Source organism: Streptomyces sp. NPDC051582 (assembly GCF_040681715.1).
In the GTDB taxonomy this organism is placed as follows: Bacteria; Actinomycetota; Actinomycetes; order Streptomycetales; family Streptomycetaceae; genus Streptomyces.
Genome location: NZ_JBFAZJ010000026.1, coordinates 55,118 through 80,253 on the forward strand (window position 1 = coordinate 55,118; position 25,136 = coordinate 80,253).

At 71.2% G+C, this 25,136-nt stretch carries 24 protein-coding genes; 9 read left to right on the plus strand and 15 right to left on the minus strand.

Features of this window, described 5'->3' with window-relative positions:
* Positions 1-77: 77 nt before the first annotated feature.
* Positions 78-884: an aquaporin gene (locus tag AB0M92_RS28805; protein ID WP_366105222.1), complete on the plus strand. Its 807-nt coding sequence runs from the start codon at positions 78-80 to the stop codon at positions 882-884.
* A 73-nt stretch (positions 885-957) separates the two neighbouring features.
* Here the strand turns inward: AB0M92_RS28805 and AB0M92_RS28810 are convergent, their stop codons facing one another.
* Genes AB0M92_RS28810 through AB0M92_RS28825 form a run of 4 tightly spaced genes read right to left on the minus strand, consistent with a single transcriptional unit; the run spans position 958 to position 4,709 of the window.
* The gene (locus AB0M92_RS28810) at positions 958-1,872 is read right to left on the minus strand and encodes a MerR family transcriptional regulator (protein ID WP_366105223.1); all 915 of its coding nucleotides are present in this window, start codon (positions 1,870-1,872) and stop codon (positions 958-960) included.
* A gap of 10 nt (positions 1,873-1,882) precedes the next feature.
* The gene (locus AB0M92_RS28815) at positions 1,883-2,041 is read right to left on the minus strand and encodes a hypothetical protein (protein ID WP_366105224.1); all 159 of its coding nucleotides are present in this window, start codon (positions 2,039-2,041) and stop codon (positions 1,883-1,885) included.
* Complete coding sequence (locus AB0M92_RS28820; protein ID WP_366105304.1) at positions 2,038-3,846, minus strand: SDR family oxidoreductase; 1,809 nt, start codon at positions 3,844-3,846, stop codon at positions 2,038-2,040. Before AB0M92_RS28820 ends, AB0M92_RS28815 begins: the two co-directional genes overlap by 4 nt.
* Positions 3,847-3,851: 5 nt before the next feature.
* Complete coding sequence (locus tag AB0M92_RS28825; protein ID WP_366105225.1) at positions 3,852-4,709, minus strand: M24 family metallopeptidase; 858 nt, start codon at positions 4,707-4,709, stop codon at positions 3,852-3,854.
* Positions 4,710-4,972: 263 nt separating this feature from the next.
* Between AB0M92_RS28825 and AB0M92_RS28830 the strand changes: the two genes are divergently transcribed.
* From AB0M92_RS28830 to AB0M92_RS28850, 5 genes are all read left to right on the plus strand, one after another.
* Entirely contained in the window at positions 4,973-5,956 is a 984-nt protein-coding gene (locus AB0M92_RS28830; RefSeq protein WP_366105226.1) for an ABC transporter ATP-binding protein, read from the plus strand.
* Positions 5,946-6,833 carry an ABC transporter permease subunit gene (locus tag AB0M92_RS28835; RefSeq protein ID WP_366105227.1) on the plus strand — a complete coding sequence of 296 codons (888 nt, stop codon included), beginning with the start codon at positions 5,946-5,948 and terminating at the stop codon, positions 6,831-6,833. Before AB0M92_RS28830 ends, AB0M92_RS28835 begins: the two co-directional genes overlap by 11 nt.
* Positions 6,830-7,741, plus strand: a complete 912-nt coding sequence (locus tag AB0M92_RS28840) for an ABC transporter ATP-binding protein (RefSeq protein WP_366105228.1) — start codon at positions 6,830-6,832, stop codon at positions 7,739-7,741. Before AB0M92_RS28835 ends, AB0M92_RS28840 begins: the two co-directional genes overlap by 4 nt.
* Before the next feature lie 14 nt (positions 7,742-7,755).
* Positions 7,756-8,475 carry an ABC transporter permease subunit gene (locus AB0M92_RS28845; RefSeq protein ID WP_366105229.1) on the plus strand — a complete coding sequence of 240 codons (720 nt, stop codon included), beginning with the start codon at positions 7,756-7,758 and terminating at the stop codon, positions 8,473-8,475.
* Positions 8,476-8,560: 85 nt separating this feature from the next.
* Complete coding sequence (locus AB0M92_RS28850) at positions 8,561-9,229, plus strand: rhomboid-like protein (RefSeq protein WP_366105230.1); 669 nt, start codon at positions 8,561-8,563, stop codon at positions 9,227-9,229.
* Between the two features lie 142 nt (positions 9,230-9,371).
* Here AB0M92_RS28850 and AB0M92_RS28855 read toward each other — a convergent pair whose 3' ends face one another.
* From AB0M92_RS28855 to AB0M92_RS28895, 9 genes are all read right to left on the minus strand, one after another.
* Positions 9,372-10,184 carry an HAD family hydrolase gene (locus AB0M92_RS28855; protein WP_366105231.1) on the minus strand — a complete coding sequence of 271 codons (813 nt, stop codon included), beginning with the start codon at positions 10,182-10,184 and terminating at the stop codon, positions 9,372-9,374.
* Positions 10,181-11,458, minus strand: coding sequence for a serine--tRNA ligase (serS, locus tag AB0M92_RS28860; RefSeq protein WP_366105232.1), 1,278 nt, complete (start codon positions 11,456-11,458; stop codon positions 10,181-10,183). The genes AB0M92_RS28855 and serS overlap by 4 nt, the downstream gene beginning before the upstream one ends.
* 526 nt (positions 11,459-11,984) lie before the next feature.
* A complete protein-coding gene (gene pheA / locus AB0M92_RS28865) occupies positions 11,985-12,920 on the minus strand; it encodes a prephenate dehydratase (RefSeq protein ID WP_366105233.1) in 936 nt (311 codons plus the stop codon).
* Positions 12,921-12,962: 42 nt separating this feature from the next.
* Complete coding sequence (gene efeB / locus AB0M92_RS28870) at positions 12,963-14,237, minus strand: iron uptake transporter deferrochelatase/peroxidase subunit (RefSeq protein WP_366105234.1); 1,275 nt, start codon at positions 14,235-14,237, stop codon at positions 12,963-12,965.
* A 5-nt stretch (positions 14,238-14,242) separates the two neighbouring features.
* Positions 14,243-16,225, minus strand: a complete 1,983-nt coding sequence (locus tag AB0M92_RS28875; protein WP_366105235.1) for a copper resistance protein CopC — start codon at positions 16,223-16,225, stop codon at positions 14,243-14,245.
* A gap of 22 nt (positions 16,226-16,247) precedes the next feature.
* Positions 16,248-16,733: a copper chaperone PCu(A)C gene (locus AB0M92_RS28880; RefSeq protein WP_366105236.1), complete on the minus strand. Its 486-nt coding sequence runs from the start codon at positions 16,731-16,733 to the stop codon at positions 16,248-16,250.
* A complete protein-coding gene (locus AB0M92_RS28885) occupies positions 16,730-17,383 on the minus strand; it encodes an SCO family protein (RefSeq protein ID WP_366105237.1) in 654 nt (217 codons plus the stop codon). The genes AB0M92_RS28880 and AB0M92_RS28885 overlap by 4 nt, the downstream gene beginning before the upstream one ends.
* A 110-nt stretch (positions 17,384-17,493) precedes the next feature.
* On the minus strand, positions 17,494-18,198 hold the full coding sequence (locus AB0M92_RS28890; protein WP_366105238.1) for a YcnI family protein: 705 nt from the start codon (positions 18,196-18,198) through the stop codon (positions 17,494-17,496).
* Between the two features lie 108 nt (positions 18,199-18,306).
* Positions 18,307-19,122: a hypothetical protein gene (locus AB0M92_RS28895; protein WP_366105239.1), complete on the minus strand. Its 816-nt coding sequence runs from the start codon at positions 19,120-19,122 to the stop codon at positions 18,307-18,309.
* Positions 19,123-19,339: 217 nt separating this feature from the next.
* On the opposite strand from AB0M92_RS28895, the gene AB0M92_RS28900 reads away from it, so the two are divergent.
* Complete coding sequence (locus tag AB0M92_RS28900) at positions 19,340-19,831, plus strand: ATP-binding protein (RefSeq protein ID WP_366105240.1); 492 nt, start codon at positions 19,340-19,342, stop codon at positions 19,829-19,831.
* 99 nt (positions 19,832-19,930) lie between these two features.
* Here AB0M92_RS28900 and AB0M92_RS28905 read toward each other — a convergent pair whose 3' ends face one another.
* Positions 19,931-21,397 carry an aminopeptidase P family protein gene (locus AB0M92_RS28905; RefSeq protein ID WP_366105241.1) on the minus strand — a complete coding sequence of 489 codons (1,467 nt, stop codon included), beginning with the start codon at positions 21,395-21,397 and terminating at the stop codon, positions 19,931-19,933.
* Positions 21,398-21,510: 113 nt separating this feature from the next.
* The gene (locus AB0M92_RS28910) at positions 21,511-23,157 is read right to left on the minus strand and encodes a PP2C family protein-serine/threonine phosphatase (protein WP_366105242.1); all 1,647 of its coding nucleotides are present in this window, start codon (positions 23,155-23,157) and stop codon (positions 21,511-21,513) included.
* A 408-nt stretch (positions 23,158-23,565) separates the two neighbouring features.
* Here AB0M92_RS28910 and AB0M92_RS28915 point away from each other — a divergent pair, with 408 nt between their 5' ends.
* Both AB0M92_RS28915 and AB0M92_RS28920 read left to right on the plus strand, forming a co-directional pair.
* Entirely contained in the window at positions 23,566-24,270 is a 705-nt protein-coding gene (locus tag AB0M92_RS28915; protein ID WP_366105243.1) for a bifunctional DNA primase/polymerase, read from the plus strand.
* A gap of 114 nt (positions 24,271-24,384) precedes the next feature.
* Positions 24,385-25,002: a hypothetical protein gene (locus tag AB0M92_RS28920; protein WP_366105244.1), complete on the plus strand. Its 618-nt coding sequence runs from the start codon at positions 24,385-24,387 to the stop codon at positions 25,000-25,002.
* Positions 25,003-25,136: the final 134 nt, after the last annotated feature.

Sequence of the window (25,136 nt, forward strand, 5' to 3'; positions counted from 1 at the left end):
ACCGTGGGACCCCCTCTATCGCGTTTCCAAGATACGGAATACATTTTCCGCTGTACTTCTGCCCAGGGGGAGAACCCATGACAATCCACGCTTCCCTGCCGCGCCGTGCGGTCGCCGAGCTCGTCGGCACCGCCGGCCTTCTCGTGGTCGTGATCGGTTCCGGTATCCAGGCCGCCGGCCTCAGCCGCGACGCCGGTGTCGCGCTCGTCGCCAACTCGCTCGCCTCGGCCATCGGCCTCGGCCTGATCATCACCCTCTTCGGGCCGCTGTCCGGAGCCCACCTCAACCCGGTCGTCACCCTCACCTCCTGGTGGGCCCGGCGGACCGGAGGAGAGGGGCTCGGCGGCCGGGAGGCCCTCGTCTACGCCGCTGCCCAGACCGCCGGGGCCATCGGCGGGGCCGTCCTCGCCGAGGTGATGTTCGGCCGCGCGCCCGGCACCTTCTCCACGCAGATCCGCAGCGGTGGCCACCTGCTCGTCGGCGAGGTCGTCGCCACCGCCGGGCTCGTCCTCGTCATCCAGGGCCTGGAGCGCATCGGGCGGTCGAAGCTGATCCCCGCCGCGGTCGCCGCGTACATCGCCGCCGCGATCTGGTTCACCTCGTCCGGCTCCTTCGCCAACCCGGCGGGCACCATCGGGCGGGCCTTCAGCGACTCGTTCACCGGGATCGCCCCGCAGTCGCTGCCCGGTTTCGTCGCGGCCCAGGTGGTCGGCGGCGCCGTGGGGCTGGCCCTCGCCGGGCTCCTGTACGGGAGCGCCCGGCCCGGTGCGCAAGAGGCGCCGGCGGCGTTGTCCACAGAGTTGCCCACAGGCAATACCGACTTGTCCACAGCCGGTTGGGTTGGTTTTGCAGGCAAACGAGTGATCCGCCCTGTGGACTACTGAGCGGGTGCTGGCGGCCGTCACCCGCCGGCCGTAGCCCGCCGGCCGTCACCCGCCGGTCGTAACCGGCCGGCCGTCACCCGCCTGCGCGGCGCGCCAGTTCGTTCATCGTCCGGGCCTGGAGCTCCCGCTCCGTGGCGGCCCGGACGAACTCCCCCACGTGTTCGGCGCCGACCAGCTCCTGCACCGCCCGTACGGTCTCCGCCGGCAGGGCCACCGGGGCGGGGCCCGAGGGCTGAGGGGCCCCGGCCGCCCCCAGGTGGCGCTGCAGGTGCCGGGTAGCGAACAGCCGCATCGCCCGCGCCAGCTCGGCGTCCACCGTCTGCTGGGCCAGGGGGCGCAGTCTCCGGACCATCGTCGCCGCCTCCGCCGCGTCGGCGTCCGTCGGCGGGACCTCCCCGAGGTAGCGGGCGAAGACGTGCTCGGTGGTGAACTCCAGGAACCGCGAGGCGATGTGCTCCACCTGCCCGCGCAGCTCCCTCAGGTGGCCGGTGATCGCCGTCAGCGGCACCCCGGCCGCGTACAGCTCGGCGGCCACCGCCAGCTCCTGCGGGGAGGGCACCAGGAATTCGTCCGGGCGCCCCGGAATCGCCTCCAGCACCCCCAGCTCGCACGCCTCACCCACCGCGTCGTCGTCGGGCCGGCCCCCGAACCGGTCGTTCAGCTCGGCCCGGCTGATCCGGGCGGCCTCCTCGTCGGTCCACGGTCCGTGCACCTCGGCGACGAGCCCCAGCACGCCGCCGAGCCCGCGCCCGGCGTCCCAGGCCTCCAGCAGCTCCTTGATGGAGGCCAGGGTGTAGCCGCGGTCCAGCAGATCGGCGATCTGGCGCAGCCGCGCCAGATGAGTGTCCCGGTAGACGTTGGAGCGGCCGCGCCGCTCCGGCTTCGGCAGCAGCCCACGGTCCTGGTACGCCCTGATCGTGCGCACCGTGGCCCCGCTGTGGTGCGCGAGATCCTCGATCCGGTACTCGGCCACCGCCTGTTCTGACAATCCCGGCTCCCTACGACATGGCGGCTCGGCCGCCCGCGGCCGCCGCGGCCCGGGCGGCAGGCGAAGCCGCAAGGTGCTCGACCGCCCTGCGCAGCGAGCCCTCCTGCGAGGGATGGTACGACCGCCGGAAGGAGCGGGATATGGCCGTGCCGGGCTCGGTCCCGCTCACAGCCGCGGCTCCAGTTTCGCGAGCCGGCGCAGGGTGCCCGGCGCGAACCGGGACATCCACAGGGCGCCCTTGGACTCCGGGGTCACCGGCACCACGGCCTCGTTGCGCACCACGGCCCGCAGGATCGCCTCGGCGACCTTCTCCGGCGGGAAGTTGCGCAGCCCGTACAGCCGCGAGGAGCGCTCCTGGCGGCGCTTCTCCTCCGCCGCGTCGACCCCGGCGAAGCGCGAGGTGGCGGTGATGTTGGTATTGACGATGCCGGGGCAGATCGCCGAGACCCCGATCGAGCGCGAGGCGAGCTCGGCGCGCAGGCACTCGCTCAGCATCAGCACCGCCGCCTTCGACGTGCTGTACGCGGGCAGCGTCTTGGACGGCAGGTAGGCGGCGGCGGAGGCGGTGTTGACGATGTGCCCGCCCTGGCCGCGCTCCGCCATCTGCCTGCCGAAGATCCGGCAGCCGTGGATGACACCCCACAGGTTGACGTCGAGGACCTTCTTCCAGTCCTCCGAACCGGTCTCCAGGAAGGGTCCCGACAGGCCGATCCCGGCGTTGTTGACCAGGACGTCCACGATGCCGTACTCGGCTGCGGTCTTCGCCGCGAGCTTCTCCATCGCCTGCTCGTCGCTGACGTCGACGCACTCGCCCCAGGCCTGGGGAGCCCCGACGAGCCGTGCCATGTCGGCCGTGCGGGCCGCGCCCTCGGCGTCCCGGTCCACGCACACCACCCGGGCTCCGGCTTCGGCGAACGCGAACGCGGTGGCCCGGCCGATGCCGCTGGCGGCGCCGGTGACCAGAACGAGCTGGCCGCCGAACCGGTCGGCGTACTTGCCCGGAGCCTTCTTTTCCGGCGCCCGGGTGGCGGGCTCCTCCCGGGCGTCGACGAACTCGGTGATCCATGCGGCCAGCTGGTCGGGCCGGGTCCGCGGCACCCAGTGCTTGGCGGGCAGGGTGCGCCGCACCAGGTCGGGGGCCCACAGCTCCAGGTCGTCGTAGAGCCGCTCGGAGAGGAAGGCGTCCCCGGTCGGGGTGATCAGCTGGACGGGTACGTGCGCGTACGCGTCGGGGCGCGGCCGGCGCATCCGGGGCCGTACGTTGTCGCGGTAGAGCCAGGCCCCGTGCGCGGCGTCCGAGGGCAGCGAGGCCGTCGGGTAGGAACCGGAAGGGACCTTCTCCACGCGCTCCAGCATCCGCGGCCACCGCTTGCCGAGCGGCCCGCGCCAGGCGAGCTCCGGCAGCACGGGGGTGTGCAGCATGTACACGTACCAGGACTTGGCGCCCTGGCCGAGGAGCTGCGCCGCCCGGCGCGGGGTGGGCCGGGTCATCCGCTTCTTGATCCAGTGCCCGAAGTGGTCCAGGGAGGGGCCCGAGATCGAGGTGAAGGAGGCGATCCGGCCCTCCGTACGGGCGACGGTCGCGAACTCCCAGCCCTGCACCGAGCCCCAGTCGTGGCCGACCAGGTGTACCGGGCGGTCGGGGCTGACCGCGTCCGCCACCGCCAGGAAGTCGTCGGTCAGTTTCTCCAGGGTGAATCCGCCGCGCAGGGGCACCGGAGCCGTGGAGCGACCGTGGCCGCGTACGTCGTAGAGCACCACGTGGAAGCGGGCCGCCAGCCGCTCCGCGACCTCCGACCAGACCTCCTTGCTGTCCGGGTACCCGTGCACGAGCACCACGGTCGGCCGGTCCGCCTCGCCGAGCTCGACGACGCACAGCTCGATGCCGCCGGTGCTCACCCGGCGCTCGCGCGCCCCCGCGAGGCCCGCTCCCGTGATGCCGCCCTTGTCCTTGTCGCCGAACGCTCCGCTCATGCCGCTCATGCTGCCTTCTCCTCGGCCCAGCGCCGCACGTGCGGCAGATCGTCGTCCAGCCAGAACGCGCTCTCCCCGGGGTCCCGTGAGTCGGTGACCACGAGGATCTCCTCGAACTTCGCACCGGTGCCCCGGAAGCCCAGATGCGGCTCCACCGCCCACAGCCCGGGCTGCGGAGGGTGGTCGGAGAAGCGGTAGGGGCTCCACAGCGGGGACCAGCCCTCGCGGTGTCCGTGCAGGGCGTCGGAGGCCAGCCCCTTGAGGGACTGCGTCCCGAACCCGAAGGCGGTCGGGGCCCAGCGCCGCTCCTTGACCCGGTCTATCTTGTGGGCGATCACGCCGAAGGGGTAGGCGCGGTGCCGGTTGGCGTACCCCTGGCGGATCATCAGCCGCTCGACGTTCTCGTAGATCTCGCGCAGCGGGCGGCGCTCGCGGACCTGGTCCAGGATCAGCTCGCGGTGCACCCGGAGATCGGACATGAGCCGGTCCTGCACCGGGTTCAGCCCGAGGCTGCCCGAGTACCCGATGTCGGCCGCGTACCCCTTGTACACGGGCGCCATGTCGAGGATGAACGGCATCCCCGGCTCCAGCTTGCGGTTCGTCGGGAAGAACTGGAGGGGGATCTTGAAGTCCGCGAAGGCGGTGCGGTCCCCGAACCAGGCGAACGGCAGGTGGAACCAGTCCCGCACCCCGCGCTCGCGCAGCCACTCGCGCTGCATCCGCGCCGCCTCGCGCTCGGTCACCCCCGGCCGCAGCTGCGCCGCGACGGTCTCCGCGCACTCGTACGAGAGGCGCTGCACTTCCCTGAACCCGCGCAGGTCCGGCGAGAGTTGCGCGGTGCGTTGCCTGGTGTCCGCAGCCATGACAGCCGTCCGTCCGTAGAGCCGTACGCGCTACGCGCCCGTAACTTGACACTGATGAATGTGACAATGACCGGAGATCACGTCAAGGGTCGTGCACGGACCTGTGGACAACTTGTCCGATCCACCGCCTACGGTCCGGTTCGTCGGGGCTCTTTGACCGGTCCGCATCAGCCTTTCGTCAGGGTGTGTAGTCCTGAAGGCGGAGACCGGATGACGCTCCTGGTCTGACGATCGGCGCGATCCGCGCCACTAACGTCGAAGCCGTGACTGTCATCGCGACCGAAAGCCTGAGCAAGCGGTACCCCCGAGTGACCGCAATCGACCGGCTCTCCCTGGACATCGGGCCGGGAGTGACCGGCCTCGTGGGTGCCAACGGAGCCGGCAAGTCCACGCTGATCAAGATCCTGCTTGGACTGTCCCCCGCCACCGAGGGCCGCGCCGCCGTGCTCGGACTCGATGTCGCCACCCATGGCAGCGCCATCCGTGAACGCGTCGGATACATGCCCGAGCACGACTGCCTGCCGCCCGACGTCTCGGCCACCGAGTTCGTCGTGCACATGGCGCGCATGTCCGGGCTCCCGCCGACCGCCGCCCGCGAGCGGACCGCCGACACCCTGCGCCACGTGGGCCTGTACGAGGAGCGCTACCGCCCCATCGGCGGCTACTCCACGGGCATGAAGCAGCGCGTCAAGCTGGCCCAGGCGCTCGTCCACGACCCCCAGCTGGTCCTGCTCGACGAGCCCACCAACGGCCTCGACCCCGTCGGCCGCGACGAGATGCTCGGCCTCATCCGCCGCGTCTACACCGACTTCGGCATCTCCGTCCTGGTCACCTCCCACCTCCTCGGTGAGCTGGAGCGGACCTGCGACCACGTCGTGGTCGTCGACGGCGGCAAGCTGCTGCGCTCCAGCTCCACCAGCGACTTCACGCAGATCACCACGACCCTCGCGGTCGAGGTGACCGACACCGACGACCACCCGGACGGCACCGCCGCCCTGCGCAAGGCGCTCGCCGAGGCGGGCCTGACCCTGCACGCGGGAGAGGAGCAGGGCCTGCCCGGAGCCGGCCACATCCTGCTGCTGGAAGCCACCGGCGAGGACACCTACGACATCGTGCGCGACACCGTCGCCGACCTCGGCCTCGGCCTGGTCCGCATGGAGCAGCGCCGCCACCACATCGCGGAGGTCTTCCGCGACAACGACCAGCAGCAGCTCGTCCGGAAGGGAGCCGGTTCCGATGGCGCCTGACACCTCGACCCAGATCCACAACATCGGCTACCGCTCCTACGAGGGAGCCCGGCTCGGCCGCGCCTACGCCCGCAAGTCGCTGTTCTCGCAGTCCCTGCGCGGGGCGTACGGACTGGGCCGCTCGGCCAAGTCCAAGGTCCTGCCGATGCTCCTCTTCGCGGTGATGTGCATCCCCGCGGTGATCATCGACGGTGTCGCCATCATGGTGCCCGGCTCCACGGACCTGCCGATCAAGTACACGACGTACGCCCTGACCACCCAGGTGATCATCGGCCTGTACCTCGCCTCCCAGGCCCCCCAGTCCGTCTCCCGGGACCTGCGCTTCAAGACCGTGCCGCTCTACTTCTCGCGGCCCATCGAGCGCGTCGACTACGTCATCGCCAAGTTCGCGGCGATGGCCTCGGCGCTGTTCATCCTCACCGCCGCACCACTGCTGGTCCTGTGGGCCGGTGCGCTGCTGGCCAAATTCGACTTCGCGGACCAGACCAAGGGGTTCGCCCAGGGACTGGTCTCCGTGCTGCTGCTCTCGGTGCTGTTCGCCGGCCTCGGCCTGATCATGGCCGCGCTCACCCCGCGCCGCGGCTTCGGCGTCGCCGCCATCATCGCCCTGCTCGTGATCCCCTACGGCGCTGTGACCGCCGTCCAGGGCATCGCGTACAGCACTGGCGCGGCCGGTGCCATCGAGTGGATGGGCCTGTTCTCCCCGATCACCCTGATCGACGGAGTGCAGACGGCCTTCCTCGGTGCCACGTCCGCCTTCCCCGGCGGAGACGGCCCCTCGGCCGGTGTCGGAGTCGTCTACCTGCTCGTCGTCCTCGCCCTCATCGCCGGCTCCTACGCCGCCCTGATGGCCCGCTACCGGAAGGCCGGGCTGTGACCACCATCGACATCGACCACACCTCCCGCTGGTTCGGGAACGTCGTCGCCGTCAACGACGTGACCATGCACATCGGCCCCGGGGTCACCGGGCTCCTGGGGCCCAACGGCGCCGGAAAGTCCACCCTCATCAACATGATGGGCGGCTTCCTCGCCCCCTCCACGGGCACCGTCACCCTCGACGGCACGCCGATCTGGCAGAACGAGCAGGTCTACAAGCAGATCGGCGTCGTGCCCGAGCGCGAGGCCATGTACGACTTCCTCACCGGCCGGGAGTTCGTCGTCGCCAACGCCGAGCTCCACGGCCTCGACGACGCGGCTGCCCAGCGGGCGCTCGCCACCGTCGAGATGGAGTACGCCCAGGACCGCAAGATCTCCACGTACTCCAAGGGCATGCGGCAGCGCGTGAAGATGGCCTCGGCCCTCGTCCACGACCCGTCCGTGCTGCTGCTGGACGAGCCGTTCAACGGCATGGACCCGCGCCAGCGCATGCAGCTGATGGACCTGCTGCGGCGCATGGGCGACGACGGCCGCACCGTGCTCTTCTCCTCGCACATCCTGGAAGAGGTCGAACAGCTCGCCTCCCACATCGAGGTGGTCGTCGCCGGCCGGCACGCCGCATCCGGCGACTTCCGCAAGATCCGCCGCCTGATGACGGACCGCCCGCACCGCTATGTGATCCGCTCCTCCGACGACCGGGCCCTCGCCGCTGCCCTGATCGCAGACCCCTCCACCGCCGGCATCGAGGTCGACCTCAAGGAAGGCGTCCTGCGCATCCAGGCCGTCGACTTCGGCCGCTTCACCGAGCTGCTGCCCCAGGTCGCCCGGGCGCACGGCATCCGGCTGCTGACGGTCTCGCCCTCCGACGAGTCCCTTGAGTCGGTCTTTTCCTATCTCGTCGCGGCCTGAAGGAGCTGGCACCCATGTACAACCCCACCGTCGCCCGGCTCACCTACCGCGCTCTGCTCGGCCGCCGCCGCGCTCTGATCCTCTGCGGACTGCCCGTCCTGCTGATCGTCCTCTCGATCGCCGTCCGCGCCTTCACCGGCCTGGACGACAAGGTCGCCGCAGATCTGCTGGGCGGTTTCGCCCTCGCCACCATGGTTCCGCTGATCGGCGTCATCGCCGGCACGGGCGCCATCGGCCCCGAGATCGACGACGGCTCGATCGTCTACCTGCTCTCGAAGCCGGTGAAGCGCCCGACGATCATCATGACCAAACTGATCGTCGCGATCGGCGTCACGATGGCCTTCTCGGCGATCCCGACCCTGATCGCCGGGTTCATCCTCAACGGCAACGGCCAGCAGATCGCCGTCGCCTACACCGTCGCGGCACTCGTCGCCTCGATCGCCTACAGCGCACTGTTCCTGCTGCTGGGCACCGTCAGTCGGCACGCGGTCGTCTTCGGCCTCGTCTACGCCCTCATCTGGGAGTCGCTCTTCGGCAGCCTGGTCTCGGGCGCCAAGACCCTCAGCGTCCAGCAGTGGGCCCTGTCCCTCGCCGAGAAGATCGCCGGCGAGGGCTACGTCGACGCCACCGTCGGCCTGACCACCGCGGTGATCCTGCTCAGCGTGGTGACCGTCGGCGCCACCGTCTACGCCGGCCAGAAGCTGCGCCGCCTCACCCTGGCGGGCGAGGAGTAGGACCCCGCCGTACCGGCTCCACGCCCGGTGCCCCGCCCGGCCCACAGGCCGGGCGGGGCACTGCCGTACGGGGCAAAATCAGGGCATGGTCGAGCACCCCGAGCCCGAGCCGTCCAGGCCCGTACGGTCCTGGATACGCTCCTCGCCGGGTACGCACATATGGCTGCTGCTTCTCGCCGTCACGAGCATCATCGTGGCGATCGCGCCCGACCACCTCGACCACGTCCTGCTCCACCGCCACAGCAGCAATATCCACGAGCTCACCCGGCACCCCGTGCGGGCCCTGATCTCCAGTGCCTTCTGGATCGAGAACCCGGCCTCGCTCGCCCTGTACGCCGTCCTCTTCGAGCTCTTCCACGCGCCCGTGGAACGCTGGCTCGGCACCCTGCGCTGGCTCGCCATCGTCGCGACCGCCCACATCACGGCCACCCTGATCAGCCAGAAGGTGGTCCTGATGGCCATTCAGGACCACCGGGCCCCGCACAGCATGGTCCACGTCGTCGACGTGGGCGTCAGCTACGGCCTCGCGGCCTCGATCGGGGTCCTCACGTACCGGCTTCCGAACCCCCTGCGCTGGCTCTACCTCGCCGGCGTCGTCGCCTTCTTCGGGCTGCCCCTCCTCACCGGAGGAACCTTCACCGACCTCGGGCACGCCATCTCGCTCGCGGTCGGCCTGCTCGCCTGGCCGCTCACCCGCCATCCGCACCCCCGGCATGTTTCACGTGAAACAGAGCATCACCCGGACCACGACTGAGCCGTGGAAATTGACTGGTACGGGACCTGCGCCCCGGGCAGAGTGAGTCGCGCGGGGAGCAACAAAAAGGTCCGGAGCAGCCACTTCGAGCGCGCCTCGCGGCGCGGGCTGTTCCGGACCTTCCCCGTTTTCGGGCGTGCCGTCAGGCGGTGCCCAGCAGGCGTTCCAGCACCACCGCGATGCCGTCCTCCTCGTTGGAGGTCGTCACCTCGTCGGCCACGGCCTTCAGCTCGGCGTGGGCGTTGGCCATCGCCACCCCGTGCGCCGCCCAGCCGAACATCGGGATGTCGTTGGGCATGTCACCGAAGGCGATCGTTTCCGCCGCCTTCACGCCCAGCCGGCGGGCGGCCAGCGAAAGGCCGGTGGCCTTCGTCAGCCCCAGCGGCAGGATTTCCACTATCCCCGGACCGGCCATGACGATGTCGACCAGGGAGCCCACGGTCTGCCGGGCCACCTTGACCAGAGCGTCGTCACCGAGCTCCGGGTGCTGGATGTACAGCTTGTTCAGCGGAGCCGTCCACACCGCCGCCGTGTCCTCCAGGTAGAGCGCCGGGAGGCCCTCCTGTACCTGGTAGCCGGGTCCGAAGAGGACGTCGCCGTCCACCCCGTCCCGGCTGGCGGCGAGCGCCAGCGGACCGATCTCGGCCTCCAGCTTCGAGAGCGCCAGACCGGCCAGCTGCCGGTCCAGCGTCACCGAGGTCAGCAGCCGGTGCGCGCCCGCGTCGTAGAGCTGTGCGCCCTGTCCGCACACCGCGATCCCCTTGTAGCCGAGATCGTCGAGCACGCCCCGGGTCCAGGGCACGGCCCGGCCGGTGACGATGATGTGCGCCGCGCCCGCCGCGGTGACCGCGGCGAGCGCTTCACGGGTGCGTTCCGAGACGGTGTCGTCGCCACGCAGCAGCGTGCCGTCGAGATCGGTCGCGACGAGCTTGTACGGGAACGGGGCCGGGCTCACTTGGCGATCGGCTCCAGGACCTCACGGCCGCCCAGGTACGGGCGGAGCGCCACCGGCACGTGCACGGAGCCGTCGGCCTGCTGGTGGTTCTCCAGGATCGCCACGATCGTGCGCGGTACGGCGCACAGGGTGCCGTTCAGGGTGGAGAGCGGCGCGGTCTTCTTGCCGTCGCGGTAACGGATCGACAGGCGGCGGGCCTGGAAGCCGTTGCAGTTCGAGGCCGAGGTCAGCTCGCGGTACTTGCCCTGCGTCGGGATCCACGCTTCGCAGTCGAACTTGCGCGAGGCGGAGGCGCCCAGGTCACCGGTGGCGACGTCGATCACCTGGAAGGGCAGCTCCAGGCTGGTGAGCCACTGCTTCTCCCACTCCAGGAGGCGCTGGTGCTCGGCCTCGGCCTCCTCCGGCGCGACGTACGAGAACATCTCGACCTTGTCGAACTGGTGGACGCGGAAGATGCCGCGGGTGTCCTTGCCGTACGTACCGGCCTCGCGGCGGAAGCACGGCGAGAAGCCGGCGTACCGCAGCGGCAGCTTCTCGGCGTCGATGATCTCGTCCATGTGGTACGCGGCGAGCGGGACCTCGGAGGTGCCGACCAGGTAGTAGTCGTCCTTCTCCAGGTGGTACACGTTCTCCGCGGCCTGGCCGAGGAAGCCGGTGCCCTCCATGGCGCGCGGACGGACCAGCGCCGGGGTCAGCATGGGGATGAAGCCGGCCTCGGTGGCCTGTGCGATCGCCGCGTTGACCAGGGCGAGTTCCAGCAGGGCGCCGACACCGGTCAGGTAGTAGAAGCGCGAGCCCGACACCTTGGCGCCGCGCTCGACGTCGATGGCGCCGAGCGACTCGCCGAGCTCCAGGTGGTCCTTGGGCTCGAAGCCCTCGGCGCCGAAGTCACGGATCGTGCCGTGCGTTTCGAGGACGGTGAAGTCCTCCTCGCCGCCGACCGGGACGTCCTCGTGGACGATGTTGCCGAGCTGGAGCAGCAGCCGCTTGGCGGCCTCGTCGGCCTCGTTCTGCTCGGCCTCGGCGGCCTTGACGTCCGTCTTGAGCTGCTCGGCCTTCTTCAGCAGCTCGGCCCGCTCCTCCGGGGAGGCCTTGGGGATGAGCTTGCCGAGCGACTTCTGCTCATTGCGCAGTTCGTCGAAGCGCATGCCGGAGGACCTGCGGCGCTCGTCGGCGGAGAGCAGTGCGTCGACGAGGTCGACGTCCTCTCCACGGGCGCGCTGCGAGGCGCGGACACGGTCAGGGTCTTCACGGAGCAGCCGGAGGTCAATCACCCCTCCAGGCTACCGGGCTGGCTTCCTGGGCTCGCACCGATATCACGCTGCGTGTCACTATGTCCCAATTGTGGAGAATGGAAAACGGTGAACGCGCTGGCTGGAAGTGCTCGCTCCCCGGCGGTCAATAAAAGCGGCCCATTCCCTGAAAAGGGGCACAAGCGCGGTATCCGGGCGCCCTCTGAGCAGGGCGGGAGGGTCTTCCTTGTCCACAGGAATTGTCCACCGGAGGGACTTGTCCACAGGCTGTGCGCCGCATCTGTGGACACGGAAATAGATCAATCCCCACCCGCGGCCCGTCGGGACCATTCAGGGTTCAAACCACCCTCACACACTCATTCGGGTGGGAATGGCTCGCTCCAAAGAGTTGATCGGCGATGCGGGGGTGACGCCGTTCACCTTCCGCTCCCCAGCGCGAAACCTGGGCCCCCCGACCGATTTGTCGACCTTGTCGCGTCATGATGTCGACTAGTCCACAGGTCCCCATCTCCGCCTGTGGATAACTCTGTGGACAGTGGAGGGAGAGCTACGCCCGGCCGTCGAGGCAGCGCGTCAGCCAGTCGGAAGCGGCCATGAAGTCACCGTCGGAGGTTCCGGGCCGCGGAGCGCGCACGTCACCCTGAGCGACGCCGGCGCGCGGATAGGAGCCGAGGAAGCGGACCTGGGGGCAGGTGCGCTTGAGGCCCATGAGCGCCTCGCTGACCCGGCGGTCGGAGATGTGGCCCTCGGCGTCGACGGCGAAGCAGTAGTTGCCGATGCCCTCGCCCGTCGGCCGGGACTGGATCAGCATCAGGTTGACCCCGCGAACGGCGAATTCCTGGAGGAGCTCCAGCAGCGCACCGGGGTGGTCGTCGCCGAGCCACAGCACGACGGAGGTCTTGTCGGCGCCGGTCGGCGCCGCCGGTCGGGCGGGCCGGCCGACGAGCACGAACCGCGTCTCGGCATTCTCCGCGTCGTGGATCTCGGTGACCAGCGGGACGAGACCGTACGTGGCGGCCGCGAACTCGCCCGCGAAGGCGGCGTCGAAGCGGCCCTCCTGGACCAGCCGGGCCCCGTCGGCGTTGGAGGCGGCCGATTCCCACACCGCGTCGGGCAGGTGGGCCCGCAGCCAGTTGCGCACCTGGGGCTGGGCGACCGGGTGCCCGGTGACGGTCTTGACGTCCGACAGCTTGGTCCCGGGCCGCACCAGCAGCGCGAACGCGATGGGCAGCAGCACCTCGCGGTAGATCATCAACGGTTCGCCGGAGGCCAGCTCATCGAGGGTGGAGGTGACCCCGCCCTCCACCGAGTTCTCGATCGGCACCAGGGCGGCCGCGGCCTCCCCGTTGCGTACGGCGTCCAGGGCGGCCGGGACCGACACCATCGGGACGAGCTCCCGGGTCGCGGCTTCCGGCAGTGTGCGGAGGGCGGCCTCGGTGAAGGTGCCCTCGGGACCGAGATAGGTGAAGCGGGTGGCCGACATGTGATCAGCCTAATGCCGGGTCCCCGACGGCCGCGTCGCTGTTCATCCTTCGAGCAGCCGCTGCCCTACGTACTCCCCGTCGCGGGGGCCGGGCGGGACCGCGTACAGCCCGCTGGACTCGTGCCGGATGAATTCCGACAGGGCGTCCCCCCGGTCCAGCTTGCGCTGCACGGGGACGAAACCGCGCAGCGGATCGGCCTGCCAGCAAATGAAGAGGAGACCCGCGTCCGGAGTGCCGTCGCCGGCGATCCCGTCGTGGAAGGAGAACGGGCGCCGGAGCATGGCGGCCCCGCCGTTCTGCTCAGGGGCGGAGATCCGGGCGTGCGCGTTCGACGGGATGACGGCCTTGCCGTCGGGGCCGATCTTGTCGAGGGCCATCTTCGTGGTCTCGGTGCCGCCGGTCAGGGGTGCGCCCGTGGCCTTCGTACGGCCTATGACCTGCTCCTGCTGGGCCAGGGACTGCTTGTCCCAGTCGTCGAGGAGCATCCGGATGCGCCGTACGACGGCGTACGAGCCCCCGCCCATCCAGGCGTGCTCGGCCGGGCCGGGGCCGGCGGCGGGGACGAAGATCCGCTTGTCGAAGTCGGGCTGCGCGGGCTTCGGGTTGCCGGTTCCGTCGATCTGGCCCATGAGGTTGCGGGCGGTCATCGGGGCGGCGGTGGCGCCGGGGGACCGGTTGAAGCCGTTCATCTGCCAGCGGACCCGGGCGGCTTCCCCGGCCTCCTTCTGCAGGGCGCGCAGGGCGTGGAAGGCGACGAGCCCGTCGTCGGCGCCGATCTGGACCCACAGGTCGCCGTTGCTGCGCTGGGCGTCGAGCCGGTCGGCGGAGAAGTCGGGCAGCGGGTCGAGGGCGGTGGGACGGCGGGAGGTGAGCCCCGTGCGCTCGAAGAAGGAGTGGCCGAAGCCGAAGGTGACGGTCAGGGAGGACGGCCCGGCGTCGAGGGCGATACCGGAGTCCGCGCCCGAGGCGGGCTTCCCCGCCATCAGCAGACGGGCGGTGTCGGACCAGCGCCGCATCAGGGCGGCGGCCTCCTTGCGGCCGGCCCCGGGGGCCAGGTCGAAGGCGAGGACGTGCCCTTTGGCCTGGAGCGGGGTGGTGATGCCGGCCTGGTGCTCGCCGTCGAAGGCCACAAGGGCGGCGCCGAGCGAGGCGAGGCTCCCGGTGGCCCCGGAGGCGCCGGCCGGGGAGTCGTCGAGCGCGGAGTGCACGAGGGCGCCGCCGGTGGCGCCGAGCGCGAGCCCGGCTGCGCCCGCGGCGCCGACGGTGCCCAGCAGTCGGCGCCGGGAGATCTCGATGTCGGGGTTGCTCTCGGTCACGCTGGTCAGCCGATCTTCACGTTCTTCTGCACGGTCGTCTGGTCGATGTCGGAGGTACGGACGGTCACGTCGATCCGCCATTCCCCGGCCAGCGGCAGCTGGACGCCGGAGGCGCTCCAGTGCCCGGGGGCCGCCCGCTCCGGGAGGAGCGGCAGAGGGCCGATGTCCTTGGCGGGGAGGGTGAAGGCGACCTTGATCTCCGGGATGTCGAGGGGCTGGCCCTGGGGGTCGTCGACCCACACGTGGAGCGAGTTGGCCCCGACCCGGCCCGGGTCGACCTCGACCCGGACCGACCCCTTGCCGTTCGGGCCGCCGGTGTCGAACGGCAGCGTGACCTTGATGGCGCGGTTGGGGACGGCGGTGGCCGCCGAGTCCCGCCCGCGCGCCTGCTCCGCCGTCCGGCCCGGCTCGGTGCTGGTCAGCACGGTGGTCACGGCGAGCAGGGCGATGGCGACCCCGGCCTCGGCGAGGACGGAGCGGCGCAGTCCCGCCCGGGCCGGATCGGCGTCGCGGACCTGCTTCTCACGCGCGCTCTCACGGGCGGCACGCTGCCGGGCGAGCTGGGCGGCCCGCTTGGGATCCTCGGGGACGGTGACGGAGGCGGGAGATGTTTCACGTGAAACATCACGCTGCCGGGCGATCTTGCCCGGCTTCCCGGCGGGGGCATCGGTGAGCCGTGCGGTCCACGAGCGGGAGACGTAGGCGATGCCGACGAGGACGGCGACGAGCCCGACCTTCACCAGCAGGAGCTGCCCGTAGCTGGTGCCGGTGAGGGCCGACCAGCTGCCGATCTGGCGCCAGGACTGGTAGACGCCGGTGACGGCGAGAACCAGGACGCTGACGAACGCGACCCGCGAGAACCGCCGGACCGCCTCGCGCTCGATTCCCGGGATCTTGTGGAGGGCGACGAGCAGTGCGGTGAGCCCGCCGAGCCAGGCGGCGACGGCCAGCAGGTGCAGGATGTCGGCGGGCATCGCGATACCCGGCTGGATGCCGGTCGAGGCGTGCTCGGAGAGCGCCCAGGTGGCGGCGATACCACCGGCCACGACCGTTCCGCCGATGCCGAGGCCGAAGAGCAGGTCGTCGGCTTCCTTGCCCGCCCCCGGCCCCGTGTCCGCCCCGCGGCCCTTCTCCTTGCCCTTGCGCTTGGCCGATTCCCCGGCCTCCGCGGTCTTGCGGGCGTAGGCGCCGAACAGCACGGCGATGAACAGCGCGGCGGCGCCGAGGAGCAGCAGCCGGGAAACGAGGGAGGCCCCGGTCTTGGTCTCCAGGACGGCCTTCAGGCCGTCGAGGTCCAGCGCGTCGCTGAACTTCCCCGACCCCGTGTACGGAGTGCGGAGCACCAGCATCGCGAGCGTGGCGGCGGTGAGCGTGACCCAGGCGCGCACGATGAGCTTCTGCAGCGGGCGCTGCGCGGAGCCGCGCCGCCAGCACAACAGGATGAAGGCCGCCCCGCCGATGAGGACGGTGAAACCGGCGTAGGCGGCGTAGCGCGCGATGGCGTACACGATGCCGACCGGTCCGCCGCCCACCTGCGCGGTGGGCAGGGCTACGGTGGTCGCCGAGGGGGCGCCGATGGAGAAGGTGAAGGCGCCGGAGACGGGGTGGCTGTCCGCGGAGATGGCCTGCCAGGCGACGGTGTAGGTACCGTCCGGCAGTCCGGAGTGCAGCGCGGTGCCGTAGCGGATGGTGGTCCCGCTGCACATGTCGCGCAGCTCGCCGGTGTCCACCCGCTTGCCCTGCGGGTCCATGACGCGGATGGAGTCGTCGCCCATGGCGACCTGCTCCGAGAAGGAGAGGGTGACCTGGGCGGGGGCCGTGGCGACCACCGCCCCGTCCTGGGGGTCGCTCGCGGTGAGCGCGGCGTGCGCCGAGGCCGGGCCGGCCGCGGTGAACAGGGCCGCGAGCAGAGCTGCGAGGACCAGCGCGAGCCGCGGCAGGAGTGCCGTGGCCCGGACGCGGGCCGGGGAGGGGGCGATGGCCGTCATGGCGTGTCAGTACCTCGGTCCGTCAGTGGGCGCTGGTGTTCTGGCCGTCGTACGTACGCTCCTTGACGTCCAGCTCGACCTTGACCGGGTCGGCCTTCTCGAAGCGCAGCTCGAAGGTGACCTTGTCGCCGACCTTCGGCAGGTTCTTCAGACCCATGAGCATGATGTGGCTGCCACCGCGCTCCAGCCGGAGCTCACCGTTGGCAGGCACGTCCATGGCCGCGACCTGCTGCATCTTCTGGTCCTTGGTCTCGTGGATCTGAAGATCGTCGGAGAGCGGACTGGTGACGGCCGTGAGCTTGTCGGCCGTCTTGGAGTCGTTCTTGATGACCATGAACGCGCCGGCCATCTTGTCGTTCACGGGCTCCGGCATGAACGCGCCGCTGACCGTCATCTTCGGCTTGTCCGCGCCGGCCTTGGCGTCGGAGTCCGAGGAGCAGCCGGATATGGCGAGCGCTGCCGTCAGGGAGAGGGCGGCGGCCAGGGTGCGGGTGGTGCGGGCGTTCACGGGTTCTCTCCCTTGGCGATCTTCGGCAGGTCCTTGGTGTAGTCGTCGACGGTGGTGCCTTCGCCGTAGAGGAGGTAACCCTCGTCGGTCTTGGGCGAGAACGCGATGACCTGGGCTCCGTGCATGGAGACGACGCTTCCGTCGGCCTCCTTCTTCGGTGCCTCGATACCGATGCCGAGCTTGCGCGCGGCGGCCTGGATGGTGGCGAAGTCCCCGGTCAGTCCGGTGAAGGACGGGTCCTGGGCCTTGAGCCACGCGCCGAGGGAGTCGGGGGTGTCCCGTTCGGGGTCGGTGGTGACGAACACGACCTGGAGGTTGTCCTGGTCGGCCTTCGGCAGTGCCTTCTTGGCGACGGCGATGTTGCTCATCGTCAGGGGGCACACGTCGGGGCAGTTGGTGTAGCCGAAATAGATGAGCGTCGGCTTGCCCTTGGTCTGCTCGCGCAGGTTCCACTGCTTGCCGGTGGTGTCCGTCAGGACCAGCTCCGGCTTGTCGAAGGGGCGGTCGAGAACCGTGGCCTTGCCGGCCTTGGTCTGGCCGCCGGCGATCTGGGTGACCGTGTTCGGCTTGGCGGTCTCACCGCCGCAAGCGGTGAGGGTGAGGGCGGCCGCCGCCACGAGGGCGGCGACCGTCACACGAGTGGTGCGCATGAAGAGGTGTCCCTGGGATCGGGGATGTGGGTGCGGCGGGCCGGCTGCGAAGAAGGCCCGGCTGCGCACGCGTTACTGGACAAGGGGATACGGCCTGCGGCCGCTCGGGGTCAGGAGGCGCGGCGGCGCGAGGCGACACCGAAGGCGACACCGCCGAGACCGACGACGATGCCCGCGACGCCGAGGGCGCGCGCGGTCGTGTCGGAGGTGCTCTTGGCGGCCTCGTCGTGCCCCTTGTCGTCCTTCGTCGCCGCGGCGCTCTTGTCGTCGTGGTGGTCGTCGGCGACCTTGGCGGCGGCCAGCTTCAGGACGGGAGCCGGGTTCTGGGGCTCCGCCGCGCCCGCCTTCGTCTCCTCGATCCAGCGGACGACCTCGTTGTTGTCGTACGTCTGGATCGCCTTGAAGACCATCTGGTCGGCGTTGTCGGGCAGCTTGCCGACGGAGACCGGGAACTGCTGGAACTTGCCGGGCTCGATCTTGCCGCCGCTCCAGGTCACCTTGGTGACGGCCTCGTTGACCTGCTTGCCGTGGACGGTGAGCGGCTTGTCGAGCTTGCTCTTCTCGATCGTCACGGTCCAGCCGGGGATGTCCTGCGGCATGACGGAGGTCAGCGGCTGGTCCACGGGGAAGTTGACTTCCAGCTGCGTGGTCGAGGCGTTGTCGCGCTCGTTCGGGACCTTGAAGTTGATGGTCGCGTAGCCGCCCTTGGCGGCATCCGCGGACTGCACGCTGACGTGCGCGAACGCGGTGCCGGACAGGACGAGGACGGTGCCGGCGGCAAGGGCGGCGGCGAAGGAGACGCGAGAGGTCTTCATGGCGGAACACTCCACTGGGGCAGGGTGACGGTGAAGTCCGCGCACGGGTGCGCGCGGAGTCCGCGGCACCGGTGCTTCCGCCGGTTGCTCCGGGGAGGGGGTGCCGCGTCAGGCTGCGAGGACGAGCGCCGTGAGGGGCGGCCCGCGCCTGATCACCGTGTGCTGGAGTGCGTCCCGGCCGGTGTGCGCGGCGGGTTCGGCGGCGGTACCGGCCGCCTGCGGGGTGCCTGCGGGCGTGCCCGCGAGCCCGGCGCCGAGGGCGCGTACGAAGGCCAGCGCGGCGCGCAGCGGACGTACCGGATCGGCTTCGGTGGAACTGCGGGACAGCTCCACGAGGCGGAGCAGGGCGGCGTCGCCGCGCCCCAGCAGCCAGCCCGCGACCAGTGCGGCCAGCAGGTGTCCGACGAGCATTCCGGTGCTGAACAGGCCGGTGGCAGGCGCCGCGGAGGCCTGCGCGAGGTGCGCGTGCCCGGCATGGACGGGCGCCGCGCCCTGCGCAGCGGAAAGGGCCACCGGATCCAGACCCGCGGTCTCCAGGATCTGCCGGGCGTCGGCCGGGCTCAGCGGGACGGAATTGCCCCCGCAGACCAGCCGGGCGGCGAGCGCCGCGAGCGAGGTGTCGGCGGTGGCGGGTGCCTGGGCCGCGGCGGCGCCGTGCTGGCCGAGGCCGAACACCGCGTGCAGCCCGAGCTGTCCGAAGGCGAGGCCGGCGGCGATGCCGGGCAGCGAGCGCCGGCGGCCCGCGAGCGGGGCGGCGATCGCGAACACGGCGAGGAAGGCGATGACCAGGGCCCACCACGGCACCGGGGCGCAGGACGCCAACGCGTGCCCGGCCGCGGACAGCACGACGCAGACCGCGGTGAACACCGCGGCCCGGAACAGCCGGAGTCCGGCTCCGGCGGGCGTCGCGTGGGGGACAGTCATGGCCGGGTCATCATCGCACTGCCCTCACACCGTCCATACGGCAGGTCCGGAAGGTCGTGAGTGCCCCCGTACGCGGGCTTCACCCGGGTGTCCGCGCCGGGTACGGGCCCGTACGCCGCCGCATACACCGCTGCTTCGGAGTGCCGCATCGGCCGAATGAGGGCTGTGACGTCCGCCGGGGGCTTACGCCCCGCCGCGGGCGGCAATACGTAACCGTATGAGCATCTGGTGGTCTCTCCACTTGAGGCGCGAAGCCGCGAGCGTGCCGCTCGCCAGGCGGCTGCTGCTGGGGACGATGGAGACCGCCGGGGTGGACCCGGACATCTCCTTCGATCTGTCGGTGGCGCTGAGCGAGGCCTGCGCGAACGCGGTGGAGCACGGCGGTCCGGCGGCCGAGGCCGGTGCCGGCGCGGAGTCCGTCCCGGAGGCGTGCGCGGAGTACCGCGTAACCGCGTACCTGGACGGGGACCGCTGCCGCATCGAGGTGACCGATTCGGGTCCGGGATTCCCGGCGGCGACGGTCACGGGGCGCAGACCCCCGCCGGCCGGCCCCTCCGAACCCTCGGAGAGCGAGCACGGCCGGGGACTGTGGCTGATCGCGGAGCTCGCCGACCACGTCAGACTCCGCAACCGGCCGGGCCAGGGCGCCGTGGTCAGCTTCGACAAGATCCTGAAATGGCGTGAGGGAGCGCTGCTGAAGGTGTCGTAGCGGCCGAAGGACTTCCGGATACGCCGATGGGCGGGACTCGCGTACGAGATCCCGCCCATCGGAACCGAACTCGGGGGCCCGGCAAGGGGCCCTCGGGCGTCAGCCCTTGAGGCGCGCCATCCAGGCCTCGACATCGGCCGAGGTGCGGGGCAGTCCGGCCGACAGGTTCCGGTTGCCGTCCTCGGTGACCAGGATGTCGTCCTCGATCCGGACACCGATGCCCCGGTACTCCTCGGGCACGGTCAGGTCGTCGGCCTGGAAGTACAGACCGGGCTCGACGGTGAGGCACACGCCCGGCTCCAGCGTGCCGTCGACGTACGCCTCGGTGCGCGCCGCGGCGCAGTCGTGGACGTCCATGCCGAGCATGTGGCCGGTGCCGTGCAGGGTCCAGCGGCGCTGGAGGCCGAGCTCCAGGACCCGCTCGACCGGGCCCTCCAGCAGGCCCCACTCGACGAGCTTCTCCGCGAGCACGTGCTGCGAGGCGTCGTGGAAGTCGCGGAACTTGGCACCCGGCTTGACGGCGGCGATGCCGGCTTCCTGGGACTCGTACACCGCGTCGTAGATCTTGCGCTGGATGTCCGTGTACGCGCCGTTGATGGGCAGCGTGCGCGTGACGTCGGCGGTGTAGAGGGAGTGGGTCTCCACGCCGGCGTCGAGCAGCAGCAGGTCGCCGGAGCGGACGTCGCCGTCGTTGCGGACCCAGTGCAGGGTGCAGGCGTGCGGGCCGGCGGCGCAGATGGAGCCGTAGCCGACGTCGTTGCCCTCGACGCGGGCGCGCAGGAAGAAGGTGCCCTCGATGTAGCGCTCGGACGTGGCCTCGGCCTTGTCCAGGACCTTCACGACGTCCTCGAAGCCGCGGACGGTGGAGTCGACGGCCTTCTGGAGCTCGCCGATCTCGAACGCGTCCTTCACGGCGCGGGCCTCGGAGAGGTAGACGCGCAGCTCCTCGTCGCGCTCCTTGGTGACCTTGTCGGTCAGGGCCGTCTCGACGACGGAGTCGTGGCCGCGGACATTGCGGACCGGGCCCTCGGCCTCGGCCAGCTCGTCGGCCAGCTTGCGCACGTCCTTCGCCGGGATGCCCAGCAGCTGCTCGGCCTCGGTGAGGGAGTGGCGGCGGCCGACCCACAGCTCGCCCTGGCCGGACAGCCAGAACTCGCCGTTCTCGCGGTCGGAGCGGGGCAGCAGGTACACGGTGGCGGTGTGGCCGCTCTCGCCCGAGGGCTCCAGCACCAGCACGCCGTTCTCGGTCTGGTCGCCGGTCAGGTACGCGTACTCGGTCGAGGCGCGGAAGGGGTACTCGGTGTCGTTCGAGCGCGTCTTGAGGCGACCCGCGGGCACGACCAGGCGCTCGCCGGGGAAGCGCGCGGACAGTGCGGCGCGGCGGGCGGCGGTGTACCCGGCCTGGGCGATCGGCTCCAGCCCGTGCAGTTCGGTGTCGGCCCAGCCCGTGCGCATGCTCTCCGCGAGTTCGTCGCTGACGCCCGGGTACAGCCCGTTCTTGCGCTGCTTGTGCTTCTTCTGGGGCTGCTCTTCTTCCGGGGTCTCCGGGGTGAGCTCGTCAGCCACGTCTTCTCCTCAGCTACGACACCTACGACAGCTACTACAGCTACTACTGGACCGGGTAGGACCGTATCCATCGTATGTGCGAGGGGAAGACGCCCGGCGGCGGGTGTGATGAATCAGTCGAAACGGGCAGCAAGCAGGACGATATCCTCCACTCCGTCCTCGGTGGCGGCCATGGCGGCAGTGGCGCCGGTGGTGGCGGAAGCGGCGGAGGCCGCCGTGGCGAGGGCCTCGCCGACGGGTGCGACCGCCGGATCGTCGGCCGGCAGCACGGCCCGCAGGATGTGGTCGCAGATGGCCGCCGGGTCGTCCCGGATGCCCCGGGGCACTCCCGCGGCCGCTGCGTGCAGCCGCGCGTAGGCCCGGTCCATGGGGTCGCCGGTCCGCCGCAGGAGCCCGTCGGTGTACAGCAGCACCGTTTCTCCAGGCGCGGGTTCGATCTCCACGCTCGGAGCCTCCCAGCACGACAGCATCCCGAGCGGCGCGGAGAGCGTGGTCTCCACGTACTCCGTGCGGTGCTCGCCGATCAGGAGCGGCGGAGCGTGCCCCGCCCCGGCCAGGATGATCTTCCGCCCCTGGCCGCCCGCGTGCGGGGCCCCGGCGGGCTCGCAGTACGCGAAGAGCGCCGTCGCGCAGCGCGCGGGCTCGGTCAGGCGCAGCAGCAGCTCCAGGTCGGACAGGACCGCGACCGGGTCCTCCCCCTCCATGACGGCGTACGCGCGCAGCGAGGCCCGCAGTCGGCCCATCGCGGCGACGGCGCTGGGCCCGGCCCCGGTGACGGAGCCGACGGCGAGTCCCAGGGCGCCCTCGGGCAGCGGCAGCGCGTCGTACCAGTCGCCCCCGCCGCGCGGTCCGGTGTGGTGCCGGGCGGCGAGCTGGACCCCGGGGATCCGGGGGAGCCGGCTGGGCAGCAGCTCCTCGGCGACCGTGGCCAGGCGGCTGCGGGAGCGTTCCACCTCCAGCATCCGGGCCAGGTGCTCGGCGGCGTGGCGGACGTAGAGCCCGGCGAGGTCGCGCTGGCGCTCGTTCGGCTCGGCCTGTTCGTCATAGAGCCAGACGGCGGCTCCCAGCCGTCCGGTGGCCTCGGCGGTCAGCGGCAGCGCGTAGCTCGCGGCGTAGCCGAGCCGGGCGGCGACCTCGCGGTGGCGGGGGTCGACGGGGGTGCCGTACCCGCCCGAGCCGGGGGCGGCGTCGGGTTCGGGGAGCACGTCGGAGCCGCCCCGGGCGTCCGGGAGTCCGTCGAGGATCCGGCCGTACGAGGTCGCGGCGCGCGGGACGGTCTCGATGTGCCCGAGGTCCGCGCGGCCGAGGCCGAGGCCGATCGTGGTCGTGGGACCGAGCCCGTCGGAGGGCTCCAGGACGATCAGGCCGCGCCGGGCACCGACGAGGACGGCGCCGGCGCGCAGGAACTCGTGAAGGGAGGAGTCGAGGTCACGGGCGCGGGCCAGGCACTCGGTGAGCTCGTGGAGGGTGGTGAGGTCGGAGACCATCCCCGCCAGCCGGTCCTGGATCACGGTGCTCGGCCCGGGGACCGCTGCCGGGGCCGCTGCGGGGGCGGTTCGGGCGGACACGGGCGCCGCAGTCTGCGGGACCGCGGTAACTGCTGGATCGATTCCAGCCACTTTCGGCAGATGCGGGGCGCTCATGGCGTCCGCCTTTCCACCTGGTGCGATTCGCCATATAGCATCGCAAACCCCCAGATCGTGCTGCGCCGCCATCAATGAATCCACATCTACACGCACACGAGGATCGATGTCCAGCATTGCCCAGGTGGGAATCCTGGTGTCCGTGGGACGGCAACTCACTGTCCAGCCAAGGCTAGAACTTGGCTGGAAAAAGCCGGAAGCGGACGGTTTTTGCGATCGACTGGTCGGGCGCCGGAGTGGCTCCGGGTACCTAATCCGTGGTGCCCGGGGAGAGTTGGCGCAGCCCGGCGGTCGCCGGGAACCGCCCGGCGCGGGCCGTCGTCCTTAGCGGCGGCAGCCGGTCTCGGCACTGGCGCGGGTCGCGTTCCGCCCCCGCCGGACGTTTCATGGACCCGTAAGAAAACTGCACGAACCGTGTGAACCTGCTTCAAGGCGGACAGTGACGCGAAACGTGTGCGTGTGGTGAAACACCGGTTACATGGTGTGATGTGGCCCTCGGCGTTCAACGGAAAGGAACGAGCGCACATGCGCGAGATCCTCGGAAGGCGTCTCCAGCGGCTCCGCGATCGCTTGAAAACCCTCCGCCCCGCCCCCGGGCAGAGCGGTGACCCGGCGCTCCCCCTCCTCGACGCGGCGCTCGACTGCGCCACCACCCGGCAGTGGCCGGTGCTTCCCGGCGTCGGCCGCTCCGGCGCCGACAGCAGCCGGTGCGCCTGCCCGGACCCCGACTGCGTCGTGCCCGGCGCCCACCCCTTCGACCCCGGGCTGCTCGCGGCCACCACCGACCCCCGGATGGTGACCTGGTGGTGGACCAACCGGCCCACCGCTCCCCTGCTGCTCGCCACGGGCGGGTCCGCCCCGTGCGCCGTGAGCCTGCCGGCCAACGCCGCCGCACGGGCCGTCGTACGGCTTGACGAACAGGGCATGCGGCTCGGGCCGATCGTGGCCACGCCCACCCGCTGGGCACTGCTGGTCGCGCCCTACTCGCTGGAGCGGCTCGGCGAACTCCTGTACGCCAAGGACCACGTGCCCTCCGCGCTGCGCTTCCACGGCGAGGGCGGCTATCTGTTGCTCCCGCCCTCCCCCGCGTCGGGCGGCGGCCAGGTGCGGTGGGAGCGCGAACCGGCGGGCGACGGCGATCCGTGGCTGCCGGAGATCGAGGCCGTCGTGCACGCGCTGGTCGAGGCGAGCACAGGCGCCTCGGGCGGCGGCAGCCGGCTCGCGTACTGAACCGGTGCTCCGCGAGCGCGCCGATCACTCGTACGGGTGCCAGCACGACCAGTTTCCAAGGGAATTGGGCGCGGGGATCTCCGCGCCCCATTCCCGCATCGCTATCTTCGCCGAATGAATCTCCGCTTGATCGGTATCAGCGCCGGTGTGCTGATCATCTTGTCGCTCCCGCTGGCAGGGGCGATCGCCGGACCGGATTTCACCGGTCAGGACGACGGAAAAGGCGGCGGGCTGCTCTCCTCGCTCGGACTGGCCGACCCGGCGGGCGGATCCCGTACGCCGGCGTCCGCCGCCGGGGCGGGGCGGCGGGCCGGGCCGCCGCGTCCGGGGCAGCCCGGGCGCCCGCCCGCCGAAGAACCGCAACCGGGTCCGTCCGAGCAGCCCCGTACGGATTCGAGGTGCGGACCCGAACTCTCCTCCCCGCAAGGCCTGGAGGCGCAGACCTGCGTCCTCGCGGGAGAGGGCCGGACGTGGGGCCGCAGCTACTACCGCAACACGAGCGGGCGCGCACTGGACGCCGTTCTGACGGTGATGGGACCGGCGGGGCGCACGGTGCAGATCCGCTGCGCGGTCGGGGCCGGCGACGAGCCGGGGTTGTGCGAGACGCCGCGTGAGGACTCGGCGGGGGCGCCGGACGCCTACTCGGCAGTTGCGGAGTTTGCAGTTCCGGATGATGAAGGGCAGCTGTTGCTGCGGTCCGGGAGCAACTCACCGGCACCGGCCGACGGTTGAACGACGGCGGAAAAGCAAGGGCCCGGTCGCTGGCGACGGGGGATGCACCAGCGACCGGGCTACAAGAACGGTAACAAGAGATCGCCTGTTCGCAAATTCGATCTCTGATATTCAGACACCGATTTGCAGGCGAT